16 protein-coding genes are annotated in these 18,120 nt (G+C 70.4%); all 16 read right to left on the bottom strand.

The window, feature by feature from the left end; translation table 11 throughout:
• Window positions 1-79 precede the first annotated feature (79 nt).
• The 16 genes from mdoH to KHC19_RS12365 all read right to left on the bottom strand — a co-directional run bounded on the left by mdoH (window position 80) and on the right by KHC19_RS12365 (window position 18,046).
• Window positions 80-2,200: a glucans biosynthesis glucosyltransferase MdoH gene (mdoH, locus tag KHC19_RS12440; protein WP_246548785.1), complete on the bottom strand. Its 2,121-nt coding sequence runs from the start codon at window positions 2,198-2,200 to the stop codon at window positions 80-82.
• Between the two features lie 23 nt (window positions 2,201-2,223).
• Window positions 2,224-3,756: an OpgD/OpgG family glucan biosynthesis protein gene (locus KHC19_RS12435; protein WP_213352676.1), complete on the bottom strand. Its 1,533-nt coding sequence runs from the start codon at window positions 3,754-3,756 to the stop codon at window positions 2,224-2,226.
• A gap of 140 nt (window positions 3,757-3,896) precedes the next feature.
• Entirely contained in the window at window positions 3,897-5,522 is a 1,626-nt protein-coding gene (locus tag KHC19_RS12430; protein ID WP_213352675.1) for an ABC transporter permease, read from the bottom strand.
• Between the two features lie 169 nt (window positions 5,523-5,691).
• Complete coding sequence (locus KHC19_RS12425; RefSeq protein WP_213352674.1) at window positions 5,692-6,666, bottom strand: ABC transporter substrate-binding protein; 975 nt, start codon at window positions 6,664-6,666, stop codon at window positions 5,692-5,694.
• A gap of 74 nt (window positions 6,667-6,740) precedes the next feature.
• Window positions 6,741-7,862: an ABC transporter ATP-binding protein gene (locus KHC19_RS12420; protein ID WP_213352673.1), complete on the bottom strand. Its 1,122-nt coding sequence runs from the start codon at window positions 7,860-7,862 to the stop codon at window positions 6,741-6,743.
• 93 nt (window positions 7,863-7,955) lie between these two features.
• Window positions 7,956-8,660 (bottom strand): type 1 glutamine amidotransferase, encoded by a 705-nt coding sequence (locus KHC19_RS12415; RefSeq protein ID WP_213352672.1) that lies wholly within the window; start codon window positions 8,658-8,660, stop codon window positions 7,956-7,958.
• A gap of 136 nt (window positions 8,661-8,796) precedes the next feature.
• Window positions 8,797-10,224, bottom strand: a complete 1,428-nt coding sequence (locus KHC19_RS12410; protein WP_213352671.1) for an MmgE/PrpD family protein — start codon at window positions 10,222-10,224, stop codon at window positions 8,797-8,799.
• On the bottom strand, window positions 10,202-11,110 hold the full coding sequence (locus KHC19_RS12405) for an aminotransferase class IV (RefSeq protein WP_213352670.1): 909 nt from the start codon (window positions 11,108-11,110) through the stop codon (window positions 10,202-10,204). Before KHC19_RS12405 ends, KHC19_RS12410 begins: the two co-directional genes overlap by 23 nt.
• Before the next feature lie 12 nt (window positions 11,111-11,122).
• Window positions 11,123-11,902 (bottom strand): amino acid ABC transporter ATP-binding protein, encoded by a 780-nt coding sequence (locus KHC19_RS12400; RefSeq protein ID WP_213352669.1) that lies wholly within the window; start codon window positions 11,900-11,902, stop codon window positions 11,123-11,125.
• Between the two features lie 2 nt (window positions 11,903-11,904).
• Window positions 11,905-12,573 (bottom strand): amino acid ABC transporter permease, encoded by a 669-nt coding sequence (locus KHC19_RS12395; RefSeq protein ID WP_213352668.1) that lies wholly within the window; start codon window positions 12,571-12,573, stop codon window positions 11,905-11,907.
• Window positions 12,574-12,584: 11 nt separating this feature from the next.
• Window positions 12,585-13,256: an amino acid ABC transporter permease gene (locus tag KHC19_RS12390; RefSeq protein ID WP_213352667.1), complete on the bottom strand. Its 672-nt coding sequence runs from the start codon at window positions 13,254-13,256 to the stop codon at window positions 12,585-12,587.
• Window positions 13,257-13,346: 90 nt separating this feature from the next.
• The gene (locus KHC19_RS12385; RefSeq protein WP_213352666.1) at window positions 13,347-14,213 is read right to left on the bottom strand and encodes a transporter substrate-binding domain-containing protein; all 867 of its coding nucleotides are present in this window, start codon (window positions 14,211-14,213) and stop codon (window positions 13,347-13,349) included.
• 99 nt (window positions 14,214-14,312) lie between these two features.
• The gene (locus KHC19_RS12380) at window positions 14,313-14,933 is read right to left on the bottom strand and encodes a helix-turn-helix domain-containing protein (protein ID WP_213352665.1); all 621 of its coding nucleotides are present in this window, start codon (window positions 14,931-14,933) and stop codon (window positions 14,313-14,315) included.
• A 193-nt stretch (window positions 14,934-15,126) separates the two neighbouring features.
• Window positions 15,127-15,951 (bottom strand): enoyl-CoA hydratase/isomerase family protein, encoded by an 825-nt coding sequence (locus tag KHC19_RS12375; RefSeq protein WP_213352664.1) that lies wholly within the window; start codon window positions 15,949-15,951, stop codon window positions 15,127-15,129.
• Window positions 15,948-17,216 (bottom strand): CaiB/BaiF CoA transferase family protein, encoded by a 1,269-nt coding sequence (locus tag KHC19_RS12370; RefSeq protein WP_213352663.1) that lies wholly within the window; start codon window positions 17,214-17,216, stop codon window positions 15,948-15,950. Before KHC19_RS12370 ends, KHC19_RS12375 begins: the two co-directional genes overlap by 4 nt.
• Window positions 17,217-17,302: 86 nt before the next feature.
• Window positions 17,303-18,046: a GntR family transcriptional regulator gene (locus tag KHC19_RS12365; protein ID WP_213352662.1), complete on the bottom strand. Its 744-nt coding sequence runs from the start codon at window positions 18,044-18,046 to the stop codon at window positions 17,303-17,305.
• Window positions 18,047-18,120: the final 74 nt, after the last annotated feature.

The following is an 18,120-nucleotide window of genomic DNA, read 5'->3' as shown; positions in this document are numbered from 1 at the left end:
GGATGCGGGGACAACGGCGGTGCCCCCTTGCCTGTTCCGGCCGCGGGCGCGGATTTTCGGGCGGGAATCCGCCGCGCGCTCAGCCGGCGGGCGGCGGGCGCACGGCGAGGGCGATGAGACGCTCCAGCGCCTCGTGATCGCCGAGGGCGGCGGCCTTCTCGCGCGGGGTGAGCAGGCCGAGCGCGGCGACGAGATCGGGGGCGTCGTGCAGCTTGGCGCGGGCGACCAGGCGCTCGGGTGCGTAGTCGCCCGGCGCGCGCTGGCCGTCATCGGGCAGCATGGCGCGGTGGGCGGCCAGCAGGGCGGGATCGGCGGCGAGCCGGGAGGTCGCCTCGCCGGGCGGGCCGGCCGCGCCGGTTTCGCGGGCCAGCGCCTTGGCGCGGGCGAGGACGGCGGGCGGGGCGATCTCCTCCGGGGTCTTCAGCACGCCGGCGAGCAGCGGGCGGGCGGCGCCGGTCCACAGCACCAGCGGCACCGCGAGGACGAGGCCGAGCACCACCGGGCTCATCCAGAAGAACAGCGGCAGCGAGATGGCGATCGCCGCGCCGGCGAGCAGAAGGCCGAACAGCGTGTGCGGCAGGAAGTGCACGAAGGTCTGCCGCGCGCTCACGCTGCCGTCGTCGCGGCGCTGCGGCTGCCAGCCGCCGTCCCGCCCGGCGAGGATGGAAGCGACCGCCGCCGATTGCGCCAGCATGGTGACGGGGGCGATGAGGCCGGCGATCAGCGTCTCCGCCAGCAGGCTGAGAAAGGCGCGGACGCCGCCGCCGAAGCCGCGCCGCAGCGGGCCCTGGAACAGCATCAGCGCATAGGCGATGAGCTTCGGCACCAGCAGCACCCCCATGGTGCCGACGAACACCCAGGCGGCGCGGACCGGGTCCTGCGCCGGCCAGTTGGGGAACAGCGAGAACTCGGCGGGGAAATAGTCCGGCGGCACGAAGCGGGCCTGCAAGGCGGTGAGCAGGCCGGCGAGCAGCATGATCAGCCAGAGCGGCGCGGTGGCATAGGAGCCGATGCCGACCAGCATGTGCAGCCGGCTGAGCGGATTGAGGCCGCGCGTCGGCAGCACGGCGGCGTGCTGGAGGTTGCCCTGGCACCAGCGGCGGTCGCGTACCGCCAGATCGGTGAGCGAGGGCGGGCCTTCCTCATAGGAGCCTTCCAGCCACGGCACCATGTTCACGCCCCAGCCGCCGCGGCGGATCAGCGCCGCCTCGACGAAATCATGGCTGAGGATGTGGCCGCCGAACGGCTTGCGGCCGGTCAGATGCGGCAGGCCGGCGCAACCGGCGAAGGCGCGGGTGCGGATGATGGCGTTGTGGCCCCAGTAATTGCTGTCCGGCCCGTGCCAGCCGGCGAGGCCATAGGCGATGAGCGGCCCATAGAGCCGGCCGGCGAATTGCTGCATGCGGGCGAACAGGGTGCGCCCGCCGACGATGACCGGCAATGTCTGGATGAGCCCGGAACGTGGGCTCGCCTCCATGGCGCCGGCGAGACGGACGATGCAGGCGCCGGTCATCACGCTGTCGGCGTCGAGCACCAGCATGTGGTCATAGGCGCCGCCGAAGCGCGTCACCCACTCGGCGATGTTGCCGGCCTTGCGGTCGATGTTGCGCGGGCGGCGGCGATAGAACAGGCGCGCTTCGCCGCCGGTGCGTGCGCGCAGCGCGAGGAAGGCGGCTTCCTCGGCGATCCAGACGTCGGCGTCGGTGGTATCGCTGAGGATGAAGAAGTCGAAGGCGTCGAGGGCGCCGGTCGCTTCCAGCGATTCATAGGTCGCCTGCAGGCCGGCGAAGATGCGCGAGGGGTCCTCGTTATAGGTCGGCATGAGGATGGCGGTGCGCGTCGACAGCGCCGGCAGCGGCGCCGAGGCATCGATGCCGAGGCCGTCATCGGGGCGGGCGAGCATGGTCAGCGCGCCGCTCAGCGCGTTGGTGAAGGAGAAGCCGATCCAGGCGAACAGCACCACGAACAGGCCGAGCACCAGGCTTTCCAGCAGCGTCAGCCCGCCGACCTCCAGCACCCGGTACATTTCGCGGGCGGCGAAGACGGTGAGCACCGCCGCGCCGCCGATGACGAACAGCCGGCGGACGAACAGCGACGCCCGGCGCGGCAGCTGCTCGGCGGGCGGCGCCCGGCGCAGCGACTGCACGGGCATGGCGAGCGGCGCCTCCGGCGGCAAGGCGGGGGCGGGAGGAGGCCGCATGCCGGGCTCCTGCCGGAGCGGCGTCACGCCGTCCATCGATAGATCCAGCTCTCGGCGAGGCGCTCATCGCCGCGCAGGAATTCCGCGCGGAGCTCCACCGCCTCGTTGCCGCCCGGCGCCAGGGCGAAGGAGATGCGCCAGCCCTCGATCTCGGGATTCTTCTGCACCACGATGTCGCCGATCTCGCCCTTGTCGGCGGTGACGCGGGCGGACAGGCCTTCCGGCGGCAGGTCCTTCAGCTTGCCGCCGACCACGTCGAGCACGAACAGCCGGCGCTCGGCGGTGCCGCCGACGCGGGTGGCGCCGAAGCGGCCGAGCTCGGGCCGGTCCGGCCCGTCCCAGCCCCAATGGAGGCGATAGGTGGAGGTGTATTCGCGTCCCTTGCGCAGCGGCTCGCGCGGACGCCAGAAGGCGACGATGTTGTCGTGTACCTCCTCCGGCGTCGGGATCTCGACCAGCACCACCGCGCCGTCGCCCCAATCGCCGATCGGCTCCACCCAGACGCTGGGGCGGCGCTCATAGCGCGCCTCGAGGTCCTGATAGTCGAAGAAGGAGCGCAGGCGCTGCATCAGCCCGAAGCCGCGCAGATCCGAGACGGCGAAGGAGGAGATCTCCAACCGCCGGGGATTGCTGAGCGGGCGCCACAGCCGCTCGCCATTGCCGGTGGCGATGGACAGCCCGTTGGCGTCGCCGACCATCGGCCGGAAATCGTCGATGCCGTCGCGGTCGTTGGGGCCGAACATGAACATGCTGGTGAGCGAGGCGATGCCGACCTGATCGATATCGGCGCGCGGATACACGCTCATCTCCACCGTCATCAGCGTGGTCTCGCCGGGACGGATGGTGAAGCGGTGGGCGGCCGCGCCGCTGGGGCTGTCCAGCAGCGCGTGCAGGACGATGGAATCCGAGCCCGGACGCGGCTGTTCCAGCCAGAATTCGCGAAATGCCGGGAATTCCTCGCCGCCGGAATCGCCGGTCTTGATGGAGAGCCCGCGCGCGGAGGAGCCGTAGGTCTGGCCCTTGCCGATGGCGCGGAAATAGCTGGCGCCCTGGAAGACCGCGACCTCGTCGAAATAATCCGGCCGGTTGATCGGGCTGTGGAGGCGGAAGCCGGAATAGCCGAGGTCGATCTTCGGATCGGGCGGCTTCAGCCCGTGATCGAAGCGGAACATGGTCGGGTCATAGGCGAGCTTCTGCGCCTTGCCGTCGGCGACGACGGAGATGTCGACGCGGTCGCGGAACAGGAAGCCGCGATGGAACAGCTGTGCCTCGAAGGCCGTGCCCTGGCCGCGCCACAGCGCACGGTCGGGATTGAAGCGGATGTTGCGGTAATCGTCGTAGCTGAGCTGGTCGATCTCCTTCGGCAGGTCGCGATTGGCCGCCGCGAAAGGCTTGGCGGCCAAATCGCGCGCCAGCCGGCGTACCGTCTCGGCATCGAAGGGCGTGGGCTTGCCGCCGGCCTCCTGCGCGCGGGCCTCGCTGGTCAGCAGTCCCAGGATGGGAGACTGCGCCATGGCCGCGAGGCCCATTCCAAGCAGGATGTCCCGACGGTGCATTCCGATACCTCGCTGTGCTTCGACGGCACTGCCGCCCACCCCCCAGACAAGCATCGAGGGCGCCGAGGGTTCCCCGAAAAATGCCGGCGCGAAGGCGGCGGGAGGAAGAAGGCGAGGGATATCAGCCTGTTGACGTCGATCTATTGCCGCCAGGGCAGGATCCGCTCCGGCAGCCAGCGGGCGGCGGCATTGGCGAGCGCGCACAGGGCCAGCACCAGCAGGGTGGACAGCACCGCCACCGCGGCGGCGGCGGTCGAGTTGCCCTCATATTGCAGGGCGAACACCATGACGCCGATGGTCTCGTGCCCCGACGACCACAGCAGCGCCGAGAGCGTGAGCTCGTTGAGCGCGGTCATGACGACGAGGAGGGCGCCGGCGACGGCCGCCGGCAGCACGCCGGGCAGGAAAATCCGGGTGAGCCGCCGGGCGAGGCCGGCGCCGACGATGCGCCCGGCCTCGTCGAGCGCGGGATCGGCGGTCTGCGCCGCCGCCGTCACCGGCCGCAGCACCAGCGGCAGGAAGCGGGCGAGATAGGCGACGAGCAGGATCGCCATGCTGCCATAGAGCGACACGCCGAGCAGCGGCAGCGGCGGCAGGAAGGCGAGGATCATGCCGAGCGCCACCACCGTGCCGGGTATCACCCAGGGCACCTCGACGACGAGGTCGAGCCCGCGCACCAGCCGGCCGGGCCGGCGGGTGACGAGATAGGCGAAGGGCACGGAGACGGCGACCGCGACGACGGCGCAGGCCAGCGAGAGCAGCAGCGAGTTGGCGAAGGCGCGGCGCACCGCCTCGTTGCCGAGCACGGCGGCGAACTGCGCCAGGCTGGCGGTGCCGGCGCCGAAGCGCACGCCGACCGCCGGCAGCAGCGCGGTCATCACCAGCGCGGCGAGCGGCACCACCGCGATCACCAGGACCACCAGCCAGATCGCGCCCTCGCCGAGCGGGGAGCGGCGCGCGGGCTCGAAGGGCCGGCCGGCCGGCAGCGGCACGGCGAGCCGGCGCAAGGCGAGGCCGCGCAGAGCGAGGGCGGCGGCGGCCAGCGCCGCCATGACCAGCGCCAGCACCGCCACCTGCCCGGCGGCGGACGGGCCGAAACCGTTGAGCCGCTGGTAGATCAGCGTCGTCAGCACCGAGACCCGGCCGGGAATGCCGAGCAGCGCCGGCACGCCGAAATTGCCGATGGCGGCGGTGAAGGCCAGCAGCGCGCCGGCGAGGATGGAGGGCGCGACCAGCGGCAGCACGATGCCGGCGGCGATGCGGCGGCGGGGCGTGCCGATCACCCGCGCCGCCTCGATCAGATCGGCCGGCACGGCGCGCAGCGCGGCGCGGGTGGCGAGGAAGACCAGCGGCATGTGCTCGACGCCCATCACCAGCGCGATGCCGGCAACGGAATAGAGCGGGTTGGTGGTGCCGGGCGGCGGCGCCAGGCCGAGGGCGCCGAGGATCGGCGAATTGGCGCCGGCGAGCTCGATCCACGCCAGAGCCATGGTCTGGGAGGGAATGACCAGCGGCATCAGGATGAGGAAGGTGAGCGCCGCCCGGCTGCGCAGCCGGAGAAGGCCGACCGCGAAGGCGAGGCCGACGCCGAGCGTCGTCGAGACGATCACCGACAGGCCGGAGGTGACGAGGGTGCCCGACAGCGCGCGGGCGGTGGCGCGGCTCGCCAGCACCTCCGCCATCAGGCCGAGCGGGCTGCCGTCCTCGCCCGGCCGCAAAGCCGCCGCGAACAGCTGCGCCAGCGGCCAGAGCGTGGTGAAGGCCACATAGGCGAGGACGAGGAGGAGCAGCGCCGGCTCGCCGCCACCGGAGCGGCCCGCGCGCCGCAGGCGTGGGCGCGCGGGGTGTGGGGGCGCGGGGCGGCAAGGCTCTGGGCGTGAAGGCCCTGGGCGTGAAGGCCCTGGGCGGGAAGGCTCGGGGCGAGGGGGCGCGGTGTCAGCCGCCATAGAGGTCGGCGAAGCCTTCCTTGTTCTTCTTGTCGTCCTTCAGCATCACCGCCGCATCGGCGGGGAGCACTTTCAGCGTCGCCGGGTCGGGATAGCCCTTGGGCGGGGCGACGCCCTCCAACACCGGGAAATAGCCCTGCTCGGCGGCCTGTTGCTGCGCCGGCTTCGACAGCTGCCATTTCACGAAGGTCTTCGCCGCCTCCAGCGCGTCGCTGTCCTTGAGGATGCCGACCGGCTGGGTGATGACGCTGACGCCTTCCTGCGGGAACACGAAGTCCACCGGCGAGCCCTTGGCCCGGGCGTTGAGCGCCATGTACTCGATGATGACGCCATAGGCCTTCTCGCCGCGCGCCACCGCCTCGATGACGGTGCCGTTGCCCTGGCCGGCCACGGCGCCCTTGTCGGCGAGGGCCTTGTAATAGTCCCAGCCGAAGGCCGGCTGCTGCAGCATGGTGCCGAGATGGATCACCGCCGCGCCGGAGTAGAGCGGGCTCGGCATGATCGTCGCCCTGGCGGCCTCGGCGGCCTCGAGGTCCTTCCACGAGGTCGGCGGCGTCTTCACCAGATTGGTGTTGTAGACGATGCCGGTGGTGATCAGCTTGGTGCCGAAATAGGTGCGGTCCCTGTCGATCACCGCCGGGTTGATGCCCTGGACCGGCGCGTCGGCAAAGGCGTAGAGGCGGCCGTCATTCTTCAGCTGCGTCATGGCGACGGTGTCGGCGATCAGCACCACGTCGGCCGGGCTCTTGCCGGCGGCCTGCTCGGCCCGCAGCTTGGCCATCACCTCGGTGGTGCCGGAGCGGAACAGCTCGACCTTGATGTCGGGGTGCTCGGCGTTGAACGCCTTGATCACCGCCGCCATCTGGTCCTGCGGCTGCGAGGTGTAGACGGTGATCGTCTCCGCCGAGGCGGCGAGAGCGGTGCCGGCCAGGAGGGCGGCGGCGAGAAGGGCGCGAAGGGACATCCCGATCACCTCTCATGCGTTGCGCGGAAGCGCGCTTGATATCGGCGCGTTACGACGGATCGACTGCGGTTTTGCTACGGTTCCATGACGTTCGCGCCGGCCTGCCGGCCACCGGCCGCGGCGCCGGCGAGGGCGGGAGTGGCGGAGGGCATGCGGGGGATGACCCAGCCGCCGGACAATTGCACCTCCACCCGCGTACCCGGCGCGAGGCGCTCGGGCAGGGCGAGGCTGAGGGTCTCGACATCGATGCCGAGCGGCACCAGCTCGGTGGTGTAGATGCCGTTCTGGAAGATCTGGTTGACCACCTCGCCGGCGAGGTGGCCGCGCTGCGGCACGCGGGCGAGGTCGGAGGCGTGGAAGCACAGCCAGCCGGGGCCGGCGGGAGCGCGGCCGGCGACCTTCAGCACGGTGCCGGCGAGATCGACGGTGCAGAGGCCGTCCCGCTCGGCGAGAACCTCCACCGGCAGCGTGCGGCCGCGGCCGATGAAGCGGGCGACGCTCTCGGTCTGCGGCCGGCGGTAGAGGTCCTCCGGCGTGCCGAGCTGTTCCAGCCGGCCGCTCTTCATCACCGCCACACGGGTGGCGACCGCCATCGCCTCCTCCTGGTCGTGGGTGACGAAGACGAAGGTGGCGCCGGTCATGGAATGGATGCGGCGGAACTCGGCCAGCATCGCCTCGCGCAGATGCGCGTCGAGATTGGCGAGCGGCTCGTCAAGCAGGATCAGGCGCGGGCGCAGCGCCAGCGACCGGGCGAGCGCCACGCGCTGGCGCTGGCCGCCGGACAGCTCGTGCGGGCGGCGCTCGGCATGGCCGACGAGCCCGACCACCTCCAGCACCTCCTCGATGCGGCGGCGCCGCTCGGCGGCGGGGAGCTTCTGCACCTTGAGGCCGAACTCGATATTGCCGCGCACGCTCATATGCGGCCACAGCGCATAGGACTGGAACACCATGCCGAGCCGCCGCGCCTCCGGGGGCAGCACGCCATGGGGGCCGGCGACGGCCAGATCGTCGAAATGCAGCTCGCCGCCATCGGGCGCCTCGAGGCCGGCGATGATGCGCAGCAGCGTGGTCTTGCCGCAGCCGGACGGGCCGAGCAAAGCGAGGAAGGCGCCGTCGGGGATGACGAAGCTCACCGCATCGACGGCGCGGACGCCGTCGAAGGTCTTGCTGAGGTTGCGGGCGGTCAGTTGCGGCAAGGTGGGCTCCCGCTCACGGGCGACACCGGTCCGTTACGACGGATCGATGTCGCGGCGATGACGCTTGCGCGTCGCGGCACCTTGGGCGGCGCCTCAGGCGGCGGCCATGCGGGCGGCATCGCCCTTGAGGACGCCCTTCAGCAGCGGCACGAGATAGCCGAGGTCGGGCGACCGGGTTCGCGCCGTCTCGACATGCGCCTGCAACGGAGCGGGCAGGGTGGCGCCGCGTTCGGCCAGCAGGCCGAGCACGTAGTCGCTGCCGAATTCGGGATGCGGCTGCAGGGTGAGGATCGGGCCGGGATAGCTCAGCCCGGCAAAGATGCAGCCCTCGCCGCTGGCGAAGACCTCCGCTTGCGGCGGCAGCTCCACCACCTGGTCGCGGTGCCAGGCATTGACGGCGAATGCATTGCCGTCGCGGTCCCTGTAGAGCTGCGGGCCGGCGATCCAGCCGGCGGCGCGCTCCACCCGGCCGCCCAGCGCCTGGGCGACGATCTGGTGCCCGAAGCAGATGCCGACCAGCGGCCGGCCGGCGGCCTGGATGTCGCGGATCAGCTGTTCCAGCGGCGCGATCCAGGCATGATCCTCATAGACGCCGTGGCGCGAGCCGGTGATGATCCAGGCATCGGCCGCCGCCGGGCCCTCGGGGAAGAGGCCGTGCTCGATGTCGTAGGTGGCGAAGGCGAAGGCCTCGTCGGCCAGCAGGCGGCGGAAGCAGGCGTCGTAGTCGCCCTGCGCCGCGAGAAGACCCTCGGGGGCGCTGCCGGTCTTGAGAATGCCGATCCTGATCTGCTCGCTCATGGCGAAATGTCCCTGCTGCCCGTCCCGCCGGCACGCGCCGCCGGCGGATCGCCTGCCGTTGCCATAGCGCGCCCGGTGGCGGTTCGGCGAGAAAATTCGTCGAGACGGCGGCGAGCCGGCGTCCGCGCCGCCCGCCTCAGAGCCGGGCGGCGAGGGCGGCGCCGATATCCGGGACGTTCTCGATATGATCGAGAAGCGCCAGCAGCCCGGCGGCCCCCTCATCGCCCAAGGCGACGGCGGCATTGGCCGCGAACTTCGCTTCCACCGCGCCCTCGGGCAGCGGCCGTGCCACCCCGCCGGGCGCCTCGACCGAGAGCGGGGAATGATGGTGCGTGCCGTCCTTCAGCCTGATGGCGACGCGGCCGGCGGGGCGGCGCTGGCCGCTCATCAGGGCGCTGGCCTGCGCGTCGACGGCGCCGGTGACGCGGTCGGCGAGGCTCAGAAGCTCCGGCGAGGCCATGTTCGCCGCCTCGTACCAGCGCGGGCGGTCGAGGCGCAGGGCGAGCGCCGCGATGGCATAGGGGAAGGAGAATTGCGCGTCGTTGATGCTGAGCGGGCGCGCATCCATGAAGTCGCGCAGCAGCGCGGCGTCGGTGTGCACGGTGACGGCCTCGATCGCCTCGGCGGGAATGGCGTGATCGGCCAGCAGCGCCTCGCAGGCGCCGAGCGTCGCATGCATCCAGCGGCAGGCGGGGTAGGGCTTGATGGTGTTGAAGCCGAGCGTCCAGCGCGCCCCGAGGCCATCGGTGAGGCGTTGCGGCTCGAACTGGTCGGAACCCAGCATGCGCCACAGGCCGGAGGGACCGTCCAGCACCGCCCTGGCGCCGACCAGCCCGGCGCGGTGCAGGGCGACGCCGCGCACCCCGGCTTCCGCCGCCGGGGCGAGGAAATCCTTGAAGGTGACGAGCGGCCGGCGTTCCCAATTATATTTCCGCAGGCTCGGCACATTGGCGAAGCTGCCGGCGAAGCCGAGCGCGTTCTCCATGCCGCCGGCGTCGAGGCCCATCAGCCGGCCATAGGCGATGGCGGCGCCGATCGCCTGGTGCTGGCACACGCCATAGACGAGGCGGAACCGCTCCAGGCTCGGCTGCATGGCGCGGATCAGCCGGTTGTTCACCTCATAGGCGAGGGCAACGGCGGTGACGAAGGCGGCGCCGGACACCGGCCGCTCGAAGGCGGCGCTGAGCGCGGCGGCGACCAGGCTCGCCCCGGGATGGCCCATGCCGCGGCCGTTCTCGTCCTCCAGCCCGTCGTCGAAATCGAGCGCGTTCATCGCCGCGGCATTGACGAAGGCCGCCGCCACCGGGCCGAAGCCTTCCGCCTCGCCCAGCACCCGGCAGGGGCCGGGACGCGCCTCGGCCCGCGTCGCGGCGAGGATGCGCTTCTGCATGTCGGTCGGCGCGCCGGCGAGGCCGCAGCCGAGGCTGTCCATGATGTGCAGGCGCGCCTTCGCCCGCACCGCCGCCGGGATGCCGGCGCCGTCGAAGCCGGCGGCGAAGCGGCTGACGGCGGCGGTGACGCCGGCCTCCGCGGGGAGGGGATCAGCTGAGGAAGGCGCGGTCATAGAGGTCCGACAGGCGGGCGGTGACGGGGCAGGGCAGCGCGCTGCCGAGGGCGCGGCCGTCGAGGCTCCGCACCGGGGTGAGGCCGCCGAAGGTGCCGGTGACGAAGGCGCCGTCGGCGTTGTAGGCGTCGGCGAGGGTGAAGTCGGTCTCGCGGCAGGTGAGGCCTTCCCCGGCGCAGAGCTCGATGACCTTGCGCCGGGTGATGCCCTTGAAGCAGGTGCGGCCGGTGGAGGTGAGCACCTCGCCGCGCTTCACGATGAAGAAATTGGTCGAGTTGCAGCTCGCCACGAAGCCGGCGGGATCGAGCATCAGCGCCTCATGCGCGCCGGCGGCGATGGCCTGCAGCAGCGGGCGGATGAAGTTGAGCCGGCTGTGCGAATTGAGGTGCAGGTCGAAGCTGTCCGGGCCGGAGGTGCGGAAGCTGGAGGTGAACAGCTTGATGCCGGCCTTCTTGATCTCCGGGTCCGGCACCTTGAACTCGGCGGTGATGGCGATGGTGGGCCGGCCGAGCGCGTTGCGCGGGTCCTGATGCACGGTGTGCTTCTCGCCGCGCGTGACCATCAGCCGGAGATGGCCGCCATCGTCGATGCCGTTGGCGGCGCAGAGTTCCTCCAGCGCCGCCTTCATCTGCGGCTTGGTCAGGCCGATGTCGAGGGCGATGGTGTTGGCGCCCTCATAGAGCCGGTCGAGATGGTCATCGACCAGCACCAGCCGGCCCTTCGCCATGCGGATGCCTTCCCACACGCCGTCGCCGAGGCCGAAGCCGGCGTCGAAGATCGACACCAGCGCCTCGGCGCGCTTCACCAGCCGGCCGTTGAGCCAGATCCACAGATCGTGGTTGCGCGGGTCCTCGACCGGCGTCTGCGCGCCCTTTTCCTCGGCCATTGTCACTCTCACTCAGAAATGGAAGGCGGAGAAGCGGCGCAGGAAGGCCTGCGTGCGTTCTTGCCCGGGGTTCTTCAGCACCTCGTCCGGCGTGCCCTGCTCGTGGATGCGCCCCTCGTGCAGGAACAGCACCCGCGTGGCGAAGTGATAGGCGAAGCCGAGCTCGTGGGTGACGAGCAGCATGGTGCGCCCCTCCTGCGACAGGCCGAGGATGACGTCCAGCACCTCGCCGACCAGCTCGGGGTCGAGCGAGGAGGTCGGCTCGTCGAACAGCAGGATCTCCGGCTCCATGGCCAGCGCGCGGGCGATCGCGACGCGCTGCTGCTGGCCGCCGGACAGGCGCTGGGGATACTGGTCGGCCTTCTCGGCGAGGCCGACGCGCTTCAGATAGTCCTGCGCCTTGGCGCGGGCCTCCTCGCGCTTCAGGCCCTTCACCGTCACCGGGCCTTCCATCACGTTCTCCAGCACCGTCATGTGCGGGAACAGGTTGAACTGCTGGAAGATCATGCCGACGCGGGTGCGCAGCCGGCGCAGCTCGGCGGATTTCGCGGCGAGGACGCCGCCCCGGCCCTGCGTGCCGATCGGCGCGCCATCGAGCACGATGCGGCCGGCGCTCGGCGTCTCCATGAAGTTGATGCAGCGCAGGAAGGTGCTCTTGCCGGAGCCGGAGGAGCCGAGGATGGCGATGCGCTCGCCGGCGCCGACCTTGAGATCGATGCCCTTCAGCACCTCGTTGGGGCCGAAGCTCTTGCGCAGCCCCTCGACGGCGAGGACGGGTGTCGCGTCAGCCATGCTCAGGCTCCCTTCGAGTTGAGGCGGCGCTCGAGCGCATAGGCGGCCAGCGTTCCCGGATAGATGAGGACGAAATAGATCACCGCCACCACGGTGAAGGTCTCCAGCGGCAGGAAGGTCTGCGTGCTCAGCATCTTCGCCTCGTACATCAGCTCCTGCACGGTGATGGTGGAGGCGATGGAGGTCATCTTGGCCAGCTCGACGCCGCGATTGGTGAAGGCCGGCACCATGCGGGCGATGGCCTGCGGCACGACGATCCGGCGCAGCAATTGCCACTCGCTCATGCCGATGGCGCGGCCGGCTTCCCACTGGCCGGCGGGCAGCGATTGCAGCCCGGCCCGCCAGATCTCCGCGCAATAGGCGGAGGTGTTGAGGAACAGGCCGAGCGCGGCGGCGGTGAAGGCGGTGGGCTGCCAGCCCGTCAGCGCCGGCATGGCGTAGTAGAACCAGATCAGCTGCACCAGCACCGGGGTGTTGCGGAACAGCTCGATATAGGCGGTGGCGATGAGGTTCGGCAGGCGCCGGGCGGAGCCGCGCGCAAGCCCGATGAACAGGCCGCAGACCAGCGCGCCGGAAAAGGCGAGGGCGAAGAGCAGCACCGTCAGCTTCAGGCCGCGCAGCAGCAGGTCGCCATTGGCCAGGATCTCGCCGAACTGGAAGGAATAGCTCATGGCGCCCTCCTTCAGCGGGCCGCGCGGCGGGCGAGCCGGTGCTCGACCGCCCGCATGCCGAGGCTGGCGAGGAACAGCACGGTGAAGAACATCACCGCGATGGTGGAGTAGATCTCCATCGGCCTGTAGGTCTGGGTGGCCAGCACCATCGCCTTGTAGACCAGCTCGCCATAGGTGAGGGTGGCGGCGAGCGAGGTGGTCTTCACCAGCTCGAAGGAGCGTTCCATCAGCGGCGGGATCATGCGGCGGAACGCCTGGGGCAGGATGATGCGGCGCATCAGCTGCGCGTGGCCCATGCCGATGGCGCGCCCGGCCTCCCACTGGCCGCGCTCCACCGAGACGATGCCGCCGCGGAACACCTCGGCGAAGAAGGCGCCGGACTGTACCGACAGCGCCGCCGCCGCCGCCGCGAAGGGCGTGAGGCTGATGCCGGTGAGGATGGGCAGGCCGTAGAAATACCAGAAGAAATGCACCAGCGGCGGGGTGTTGCGGTAGAACTCGATGATCGCGGTGGCGGGAATGGAGAGGAACCGCGTCGGCGCCAGCCGGCCGAGCGCCAGCACGAGGCCGATGACGAGGCCGAGGCCGATCGAGAAGCCGGACAGCTTCAGCGTGTTGACCAGCCCTTCCAGCAGCACGCCGAAATTCAGCCAGACCGGCCGGAAGTCCCACACATATTGCATTCGGATCGGCCTTGCGGCTGCGGGAGACGGGAGGGCGCAAAAGCAATTCGGCGCGCCGGGGTCGCGGCGCGCCGAACGGGTGGAGAGGGATCAGGACTTCCAGCGCTCGCGCATGATCGCCGGCGTCGCGGCCGGATCGATGCCGCGGAAGGCGAGATAGTCCTCGAAGATCTTCTGCGTCTGGCCGGTGGCGTAGAAATAGGCCATGCAGATGCCCAGCCAGTCGCGCCAGCTCTTGTCGGGGACGTTCGGCACCGCGGCGGAGGAGGGGGATTCGCGCAGCGGCTGCGGCAGGATGATCTTGCCGCGCTTGATGCGCGACTGCAGCATCACCAGCGCCGGGTGGAACAGCGAGATGCCGTCCATGCGGCCGGCGATGAAGGCGGCGCCGGTCTCGTCGGCGCTGGGGAAACGCTCGATGGTGGCCTTGGGCAGGCGCACGGTGATGTCGCGGTCGGGCGAGGTGCCGAGCACCACGCCGATGCGGAACTCCGGCTTGTTCATCTCCTCCCACGAGGTGACGTTCACGCCATCGGCCAGCAGCACGCCCTGCGCGTACCAGAACATCGGCTGCACCGGGAAATCCACCGCCAGCGCCCGCTGCGGCGTGGCGTCCATGGTGAACATGACGTCGAACTGGCCGGCCTGGAGGGCGGCGACCGCATTGCCCCAGGTGGTTTCCACCGGCACCGGCTTCACGCCGAGCTCCTTGGCGACCGCGACGCCGAGACCCCAGCCGAGGCCGTACCACTCGCCGGTGCGCTGGTCCTTGTAGAACCAGGGCTCGCCCGGGGCGACGCCGATGCGCAGCTCGCCGCGATCGCGGATCGCCTTCAGCGAGCTGCCGGCGGCGGCATCCTGGGCGAGGACCGGGCCGGCGGTGGCGGCGAGCGCGGCGGCCCCGACCAGCGATCCGGCGGTGAGAAAGGTGCGGCGGCTGCCGACCGTTTCAGTCATGTGAGCATCCTCTGGACATGGATGGCAGATGTATATTTGTTTTGTAGATAATTGGTAGCGCGTTTCTTATAGGAATGTTTTATTCCTATTATGAAACTGTCAAGGGGAGTCCGGCGGGGCTTCCTCGAAAGTAAGGCTCTGGTCGGCGGCGCAGACCCAGAAGATCTCCGCATCTTCGCTGCCGGCGCTCAGCAGCGCGTGGCCCATGGTGCTGTCGAAATACACGCTGTCACCCTCCTCGAGCGTGACCGGCGCATAGAATTCGGTGAGCAGCGTCACCTGCCCCCTGAGCACCAGCACCACCTCCTCGCCGGCATGGGCGACCAGCGTGCCGAATTCGCGCGCCTCATGCGCGCGCAGCCGCGCCTTCATCGGCTGCATGCGCTTGGCGGTCAGGTCGGAGCAGAGCATTTCCAGCGTGTAGGCGCGGGTGCGGATGTAATCGCCCTGGCCGGCGCGGGTGAGCGAGCGGCGGCCGTGCGGCGCCTGCTTGCGGGTGGAGGAGAACAGCTCGGAAATATCCACCCCCAGCCCCTGCGCCAGCCGGATGATGTTGTCATAGGTGGGGGAGAGCAGGTTGTTCTCGATCTTCGAGATGGCGGAGGGCGAGATGCCGGAGCGGGCGGCCACCTCCTTGATGGTGAAGCCGGCGCGGCCGCGCAGCCCCTTCACCCGGCCGCCCAGGTCGATCCCCTGGTCTTCGGCGATCTTCATGTCCATCGCGGCGCCTCCGACAGCAGCACGGCCCTTGTGAGCCGCATCAAAGCATTACGGCCGGAAGCGAACAATATGTTCCTTTAGGAAACTTGATGCGAAAGCCTGAGGAATGCCGGGCGGACCGACGAAAACGCCCGCGGGGAGGGCCGCGGGCGTGGTCATGCGTCGGATCGTGAAGCCGCGAAGGCGGGGAGGGCTATTCGCCGCGCCAGTTCGGCGGGCGCTTGCCGAGAAAGGCCTCGACGCCCTCGCGGAAATCGGCCGAGCCATAGGTCTCGCGCACCAGATCAGCGTCGGCGGCGTCGGGATCATGGGCGAGGCGGCGCAGCATCTCCTTGGTGACGCGCAGCGTGATCGGCGCGTGCGACACCAGGCGGGCGCAGATCTCCTCGACGCGGGCGTCGATCTCCTCCGGCGCCACCACCGTCACATAGCCCGGCGGCAGCTCCTCGGCCTTCGGCGTCTCGGCGAGCAGCAGCATGCGCTTGACGGTGCTGACGCCGAGCGTGGCGACGAGGCGCTGCACGTTCGAGGCGGAGAGGCAGTTGCCCAGCGTGCGGGCGATCGGCACGCCGAAGCGCGCGCCCGGCGTCGCCAGCCGGAAGTCGCAGGCATTGGCGAGCGCCATGCCGCCGCCGACCGCCCAGCCTTCCACCACCGCGACGGTGGGCACGGCGAGCGCCTCCAGCGCGCCGACATAATGCTCGACCTTCTCCTCATAGGCGATGCCGTCGGCACCCGAAGAGAAGGCGCGGAACTGCTCGATATCGGTGCCGGCGATGAACGCCTTGCCGCCGGCGCCGCGCAGCACCGCCACCCGCACCTCGCGCGTGGCCGCGATGACGCGGCAGGCCTCGGCCAGCTGCTCATACATGCGCCAGGTCATGGCGTTGCGGGCGGAAGGACGGTCGAAGACGAGGCGGGCGACCGCTCCCTCGATGGAGAGGCGGACGGCGCCCTGGCCGTCCTCGGCGGCGGGGTTCACCTTCTGGCCGGCTTCGAGTTTGGCGACGGCGTTCATGACGCGAAGGCTCCACGGGCGGTGAGGTCCTCGATGGCGGCGCGGTCGAGGCCGATCTCCTTCAGCACCTCGTCGGTGTGCTGGCCGAGCAGCGGCGGATGCAGGCGCACCTGCTGCGGCGTGCCGGTGAGCTTCACCGCGAAGCCGATATTCGACACCTTGCCCTCGTTCGGGTGATCGATCTCGATGCGCATCTGCCGATGGCGCCCGTGCTCGCTCTCGAACGCCTCGGGATAAGTGTACATGGTGCCGGCGGGAATGCCGACGTCGAGCAGCGCCTCCACCCATTCGTCGGAGGTGCGGGTGACGAAGGTCTTCTCTAGCTCCTCGATCAGCTCCTCGCGATGGGCGAGGCGGTCGGGATTGGTCCTGAAGCGCGGATCCTCGACGAGCTCGGGGCGCCCCAGCGTGTCGCAGAGCTGCAGCCAGAGCTTCTGGTTGGTGGCGCCCATGACAAAATAGCCGTCCTTGGACTTCACCGCCTGATAGGGCGCGCTCATGCGGTTGGCGGTGCCGAGCGGAATCGGCTGGGTGCCGCGGCCCCAATATTCCGAGATGTCCCACACCGAGAAGGCCAGCGCCGCCTCGAACAGCGAGGCGTCGATATACTGGCCCTCGCCGGTGGCCTTGGCGCCGATATAGGCGGCCAGCACGGCATAGGTGGCGAACAGGCCGCAGCCGATATCGGCGACCGGCACGCCGGCCTTGACCGGCGGCCCGCCGGGATGGCCGGTGACGCTCATCACGCCGGACATGGCCTGCGCCATCAGGTCGAAGCCGGGCCGTCCGGCCCAGGGCCCGGACTGGCCGAAGCCGGAGATCGACGCGTAGACGAGGCGGGGATTGTACTTCTTCACCGTCTCGTAGTCGCATTTCAGCTTCTTCATCACGCCGGGCCGGTAGTTCTCGACCAGGATGTCGGCGCTCTTGACCAGCTCGTAGAACAATTCGCGGCCGGCATCGGTCTTGAGGTTCACCGCCACCGAGCGCTTGTTGCGGTTCATGTTGAGGAAGCCCATGCTGTCGGGCCCCTTCATCTTGAACCCCATGGCGCCGCGCGTCTGGTCGCCGGTGCCCGGCGGCTCGATCTTGATGACGTCGGCGCCGAGATCGCCCAGCAGCATGCAGCTATAGGGGCCGGCCATCACCTGGCTGACGTCCAGCACCCGCACGCCGGCGAGGGGGAGCGGGCGCGGCGGCGCGGCGGTGTCGCCCCGGCGCTGGGTGGCCGGCTTTTCCCGCGAATGGTCCAGAACATCGGTCATCGGTTTCGAGCCTTTCCGCGGGAATAGCCCGCATATAAAATCAATAATTACGAACTGGGCGTGCCGGCCCTCGCGGGCCGGGGCCTTCAGCCGGTGGCGGCGCCCGACAGCCGGCGCCCGCGGCCGCGCGGTTTCGCCGGTGCCGGCTCCTGCGCGGCGCCCTCTTCCTGCATGCGGCTGACGAAGGCGCGGGCGATGCCGACCGTGGTGCCGGTGACATGGGTCTCCAGCAGGGCGGCGAGGCGGACGGCATTGCGGGCCTCGAAGGCCTCGATCATCTGGGTGTGCTCGTCCACCGCCGCCTGCCAGTGCGCCCGGCTCTTGCGCACCACGAAGCGGCAGGCATGGATGCGGGTGAGGATCTGCTGGTAGAAGGCCGAGAGGGTGGCGTTGCCGGCGATGGCGAAGAAGGCCTCGTGGATCAGGCGGTTGTGCCGGAGGTACTCGACCTCGTCGCCGCTCTGGTAGCACTCGACCATGCGCTCGTGCAGCGCCCGCACCCGCGCCACGTCGGCATCGGTGGCCTGCTGGCAGGCCAGCAGGCCGGCGAGCCGCTCCAGCGAGGCCATGATCGGGAACAGCTCCTCGATCTGCTCCTCGGTGATGCGGGCGACGATGGCGCCGCGATGCGGCAGGATCTGCAGCACGCCTTCCGCCGCCAGCACTTTCAGCGCCTCGCGGATGGGCGTGCGCGAGACCCCGAAGCGCTCGCTCAGCTCCTCCTCCGGCACCTTCTCGCCCGGGCGCAGCTCGCCTTGCAGGATCATCTCGCGCAGCGGGGCGACGAGCGATTCGTGGAGGGAATGGCGGACGATAGGGGCGGAGGACATGCGGTCTGTTCCTGGCGGCTTCTGCGAGCCTGAGCGTTTCCCGGCCGTAGGATAGGCGGGAACCGCCGGTATCG

The sequence above is a fragment of the Ancylobacter oerskovii genome (assembly GCF_018390555.1).
In the GTDB taxonomy this organism is placed as follows: Bacteria; Pseudomonadota; Alphaproteobacteria; order Rhizobiales; family Xanthobacteraceae; genus Ancylobacter; species Ancylobacter oerskovii.
Note: the sequence above shows the minus strand (reverse complement) of the source record. Positions and strands in the feature narration are given on the sequence as shown.

Excerpts from the sequence above, each read along its gene's own strand:
- KHC19_RS12415 (WP_213352672.1), bottom strand. The coding sequence starts at position 8,660 with ATGAGCGAGCAGATCAGGATCGGCATTCTCAAGACCGGCAGCGCCCCC.
- KHC19_RS12410 (WP_213352671.1), bottom strand. The coding sequence starts at position 10,224 with ATGACCGCGCCTTCCTCAGCTGATCCCCTCCCCGCGGAGGCCGGCGTC.
- KHC19_RS12385 (WP_213352666.1), bottom strand. The coding sequence starts at position 14,213 with ATGACTGAAACGGTCGGCAGCCGCCGCACCTTTCTCACCGCCGGATCG.
- KHC19_RS12375 (WP_213352664.1), bottom strand. The coding sequence starts at position 15,951 with ATGAACGCCGTCGCCAAACTCGAAGCCGGCCAGAAGGTGAACCCCGCC.
- KHC19_RS12380 (WP_213352665.1), bottom strand. The coding sequence starts at position 14,933 with ATGGACATGAAGATCGCCGAAGACCAGGGGATCGACCTGGGCGGCCGG.
- KHC19_RS12395 (WP_213352668.1), bottom strand. The coding sequence starts at position 12,573 with ATGAGCTATTCCTTCCAGTTCGGCGAGATCCTGGCCAATGGCGACCTG.
- KHC19_RS12425 (WP_213352674.1), bottom strand. The coding sequence starts at position 6,666 with ATGTCCCTTCGCGCCCTTCTCGCCGCCGCCCTCCTGGCCGGCACCGCT.
- KHC19_RS12435 (WP_213352676.1), bottom strand. The coding sequence starts at position 3,756 with ATGCACCGTCGGGACATCCTGCTTGGAATGGGCCTCGCGGCCATGGCG.
- mdoH (WP_246548785.1), bottom strand. The coding sequence starts at position 2,200 with ATGCGGCCTCCTCCCGCCCCCGCCTTGCCGCCGGAGGCGCCGCTCGCC.
- KHC19_RS12365 (WP_213352662.1), bottom strand. The coding sequence starts at position 18,046 with ATGTCCTCCGCCCCTATCGTCCGCCATTCCCTCCACGAATCGCTCGTC.
- KHC19_RS12405 (WP_213352670.1), bottom strand. The coding sequence starts at position 11,110 with ATGGCCGAGGAAAAGGGCGCGCAGACGCCGGTCGAGGACCCGCGCAAC.
- KHC19_RS12390 (WP_213352667.1), bottom strand. The coding sequence starts at position 13,256 with ATGCAATATGTGTGGGACTTCCGGCCGGTCTGGCTGAATTTCGGCGTG.
- KHC19_RS12370 (WP_213352663.1), bottom strand. The coding sequence starts at position 17,216 with ATGACCGATGTTCTGGACCATTCGCGGGAAAAGCCGGCCACCCAGCGC.
- KHC19_RS12400 (WP_213352669.1), bottom strand. The coding sequence starts at position 11,902 with ATGGCTGACGCGACACCCGTCCTCGCCGTCGAGGGGCTGCGCAAGAGC.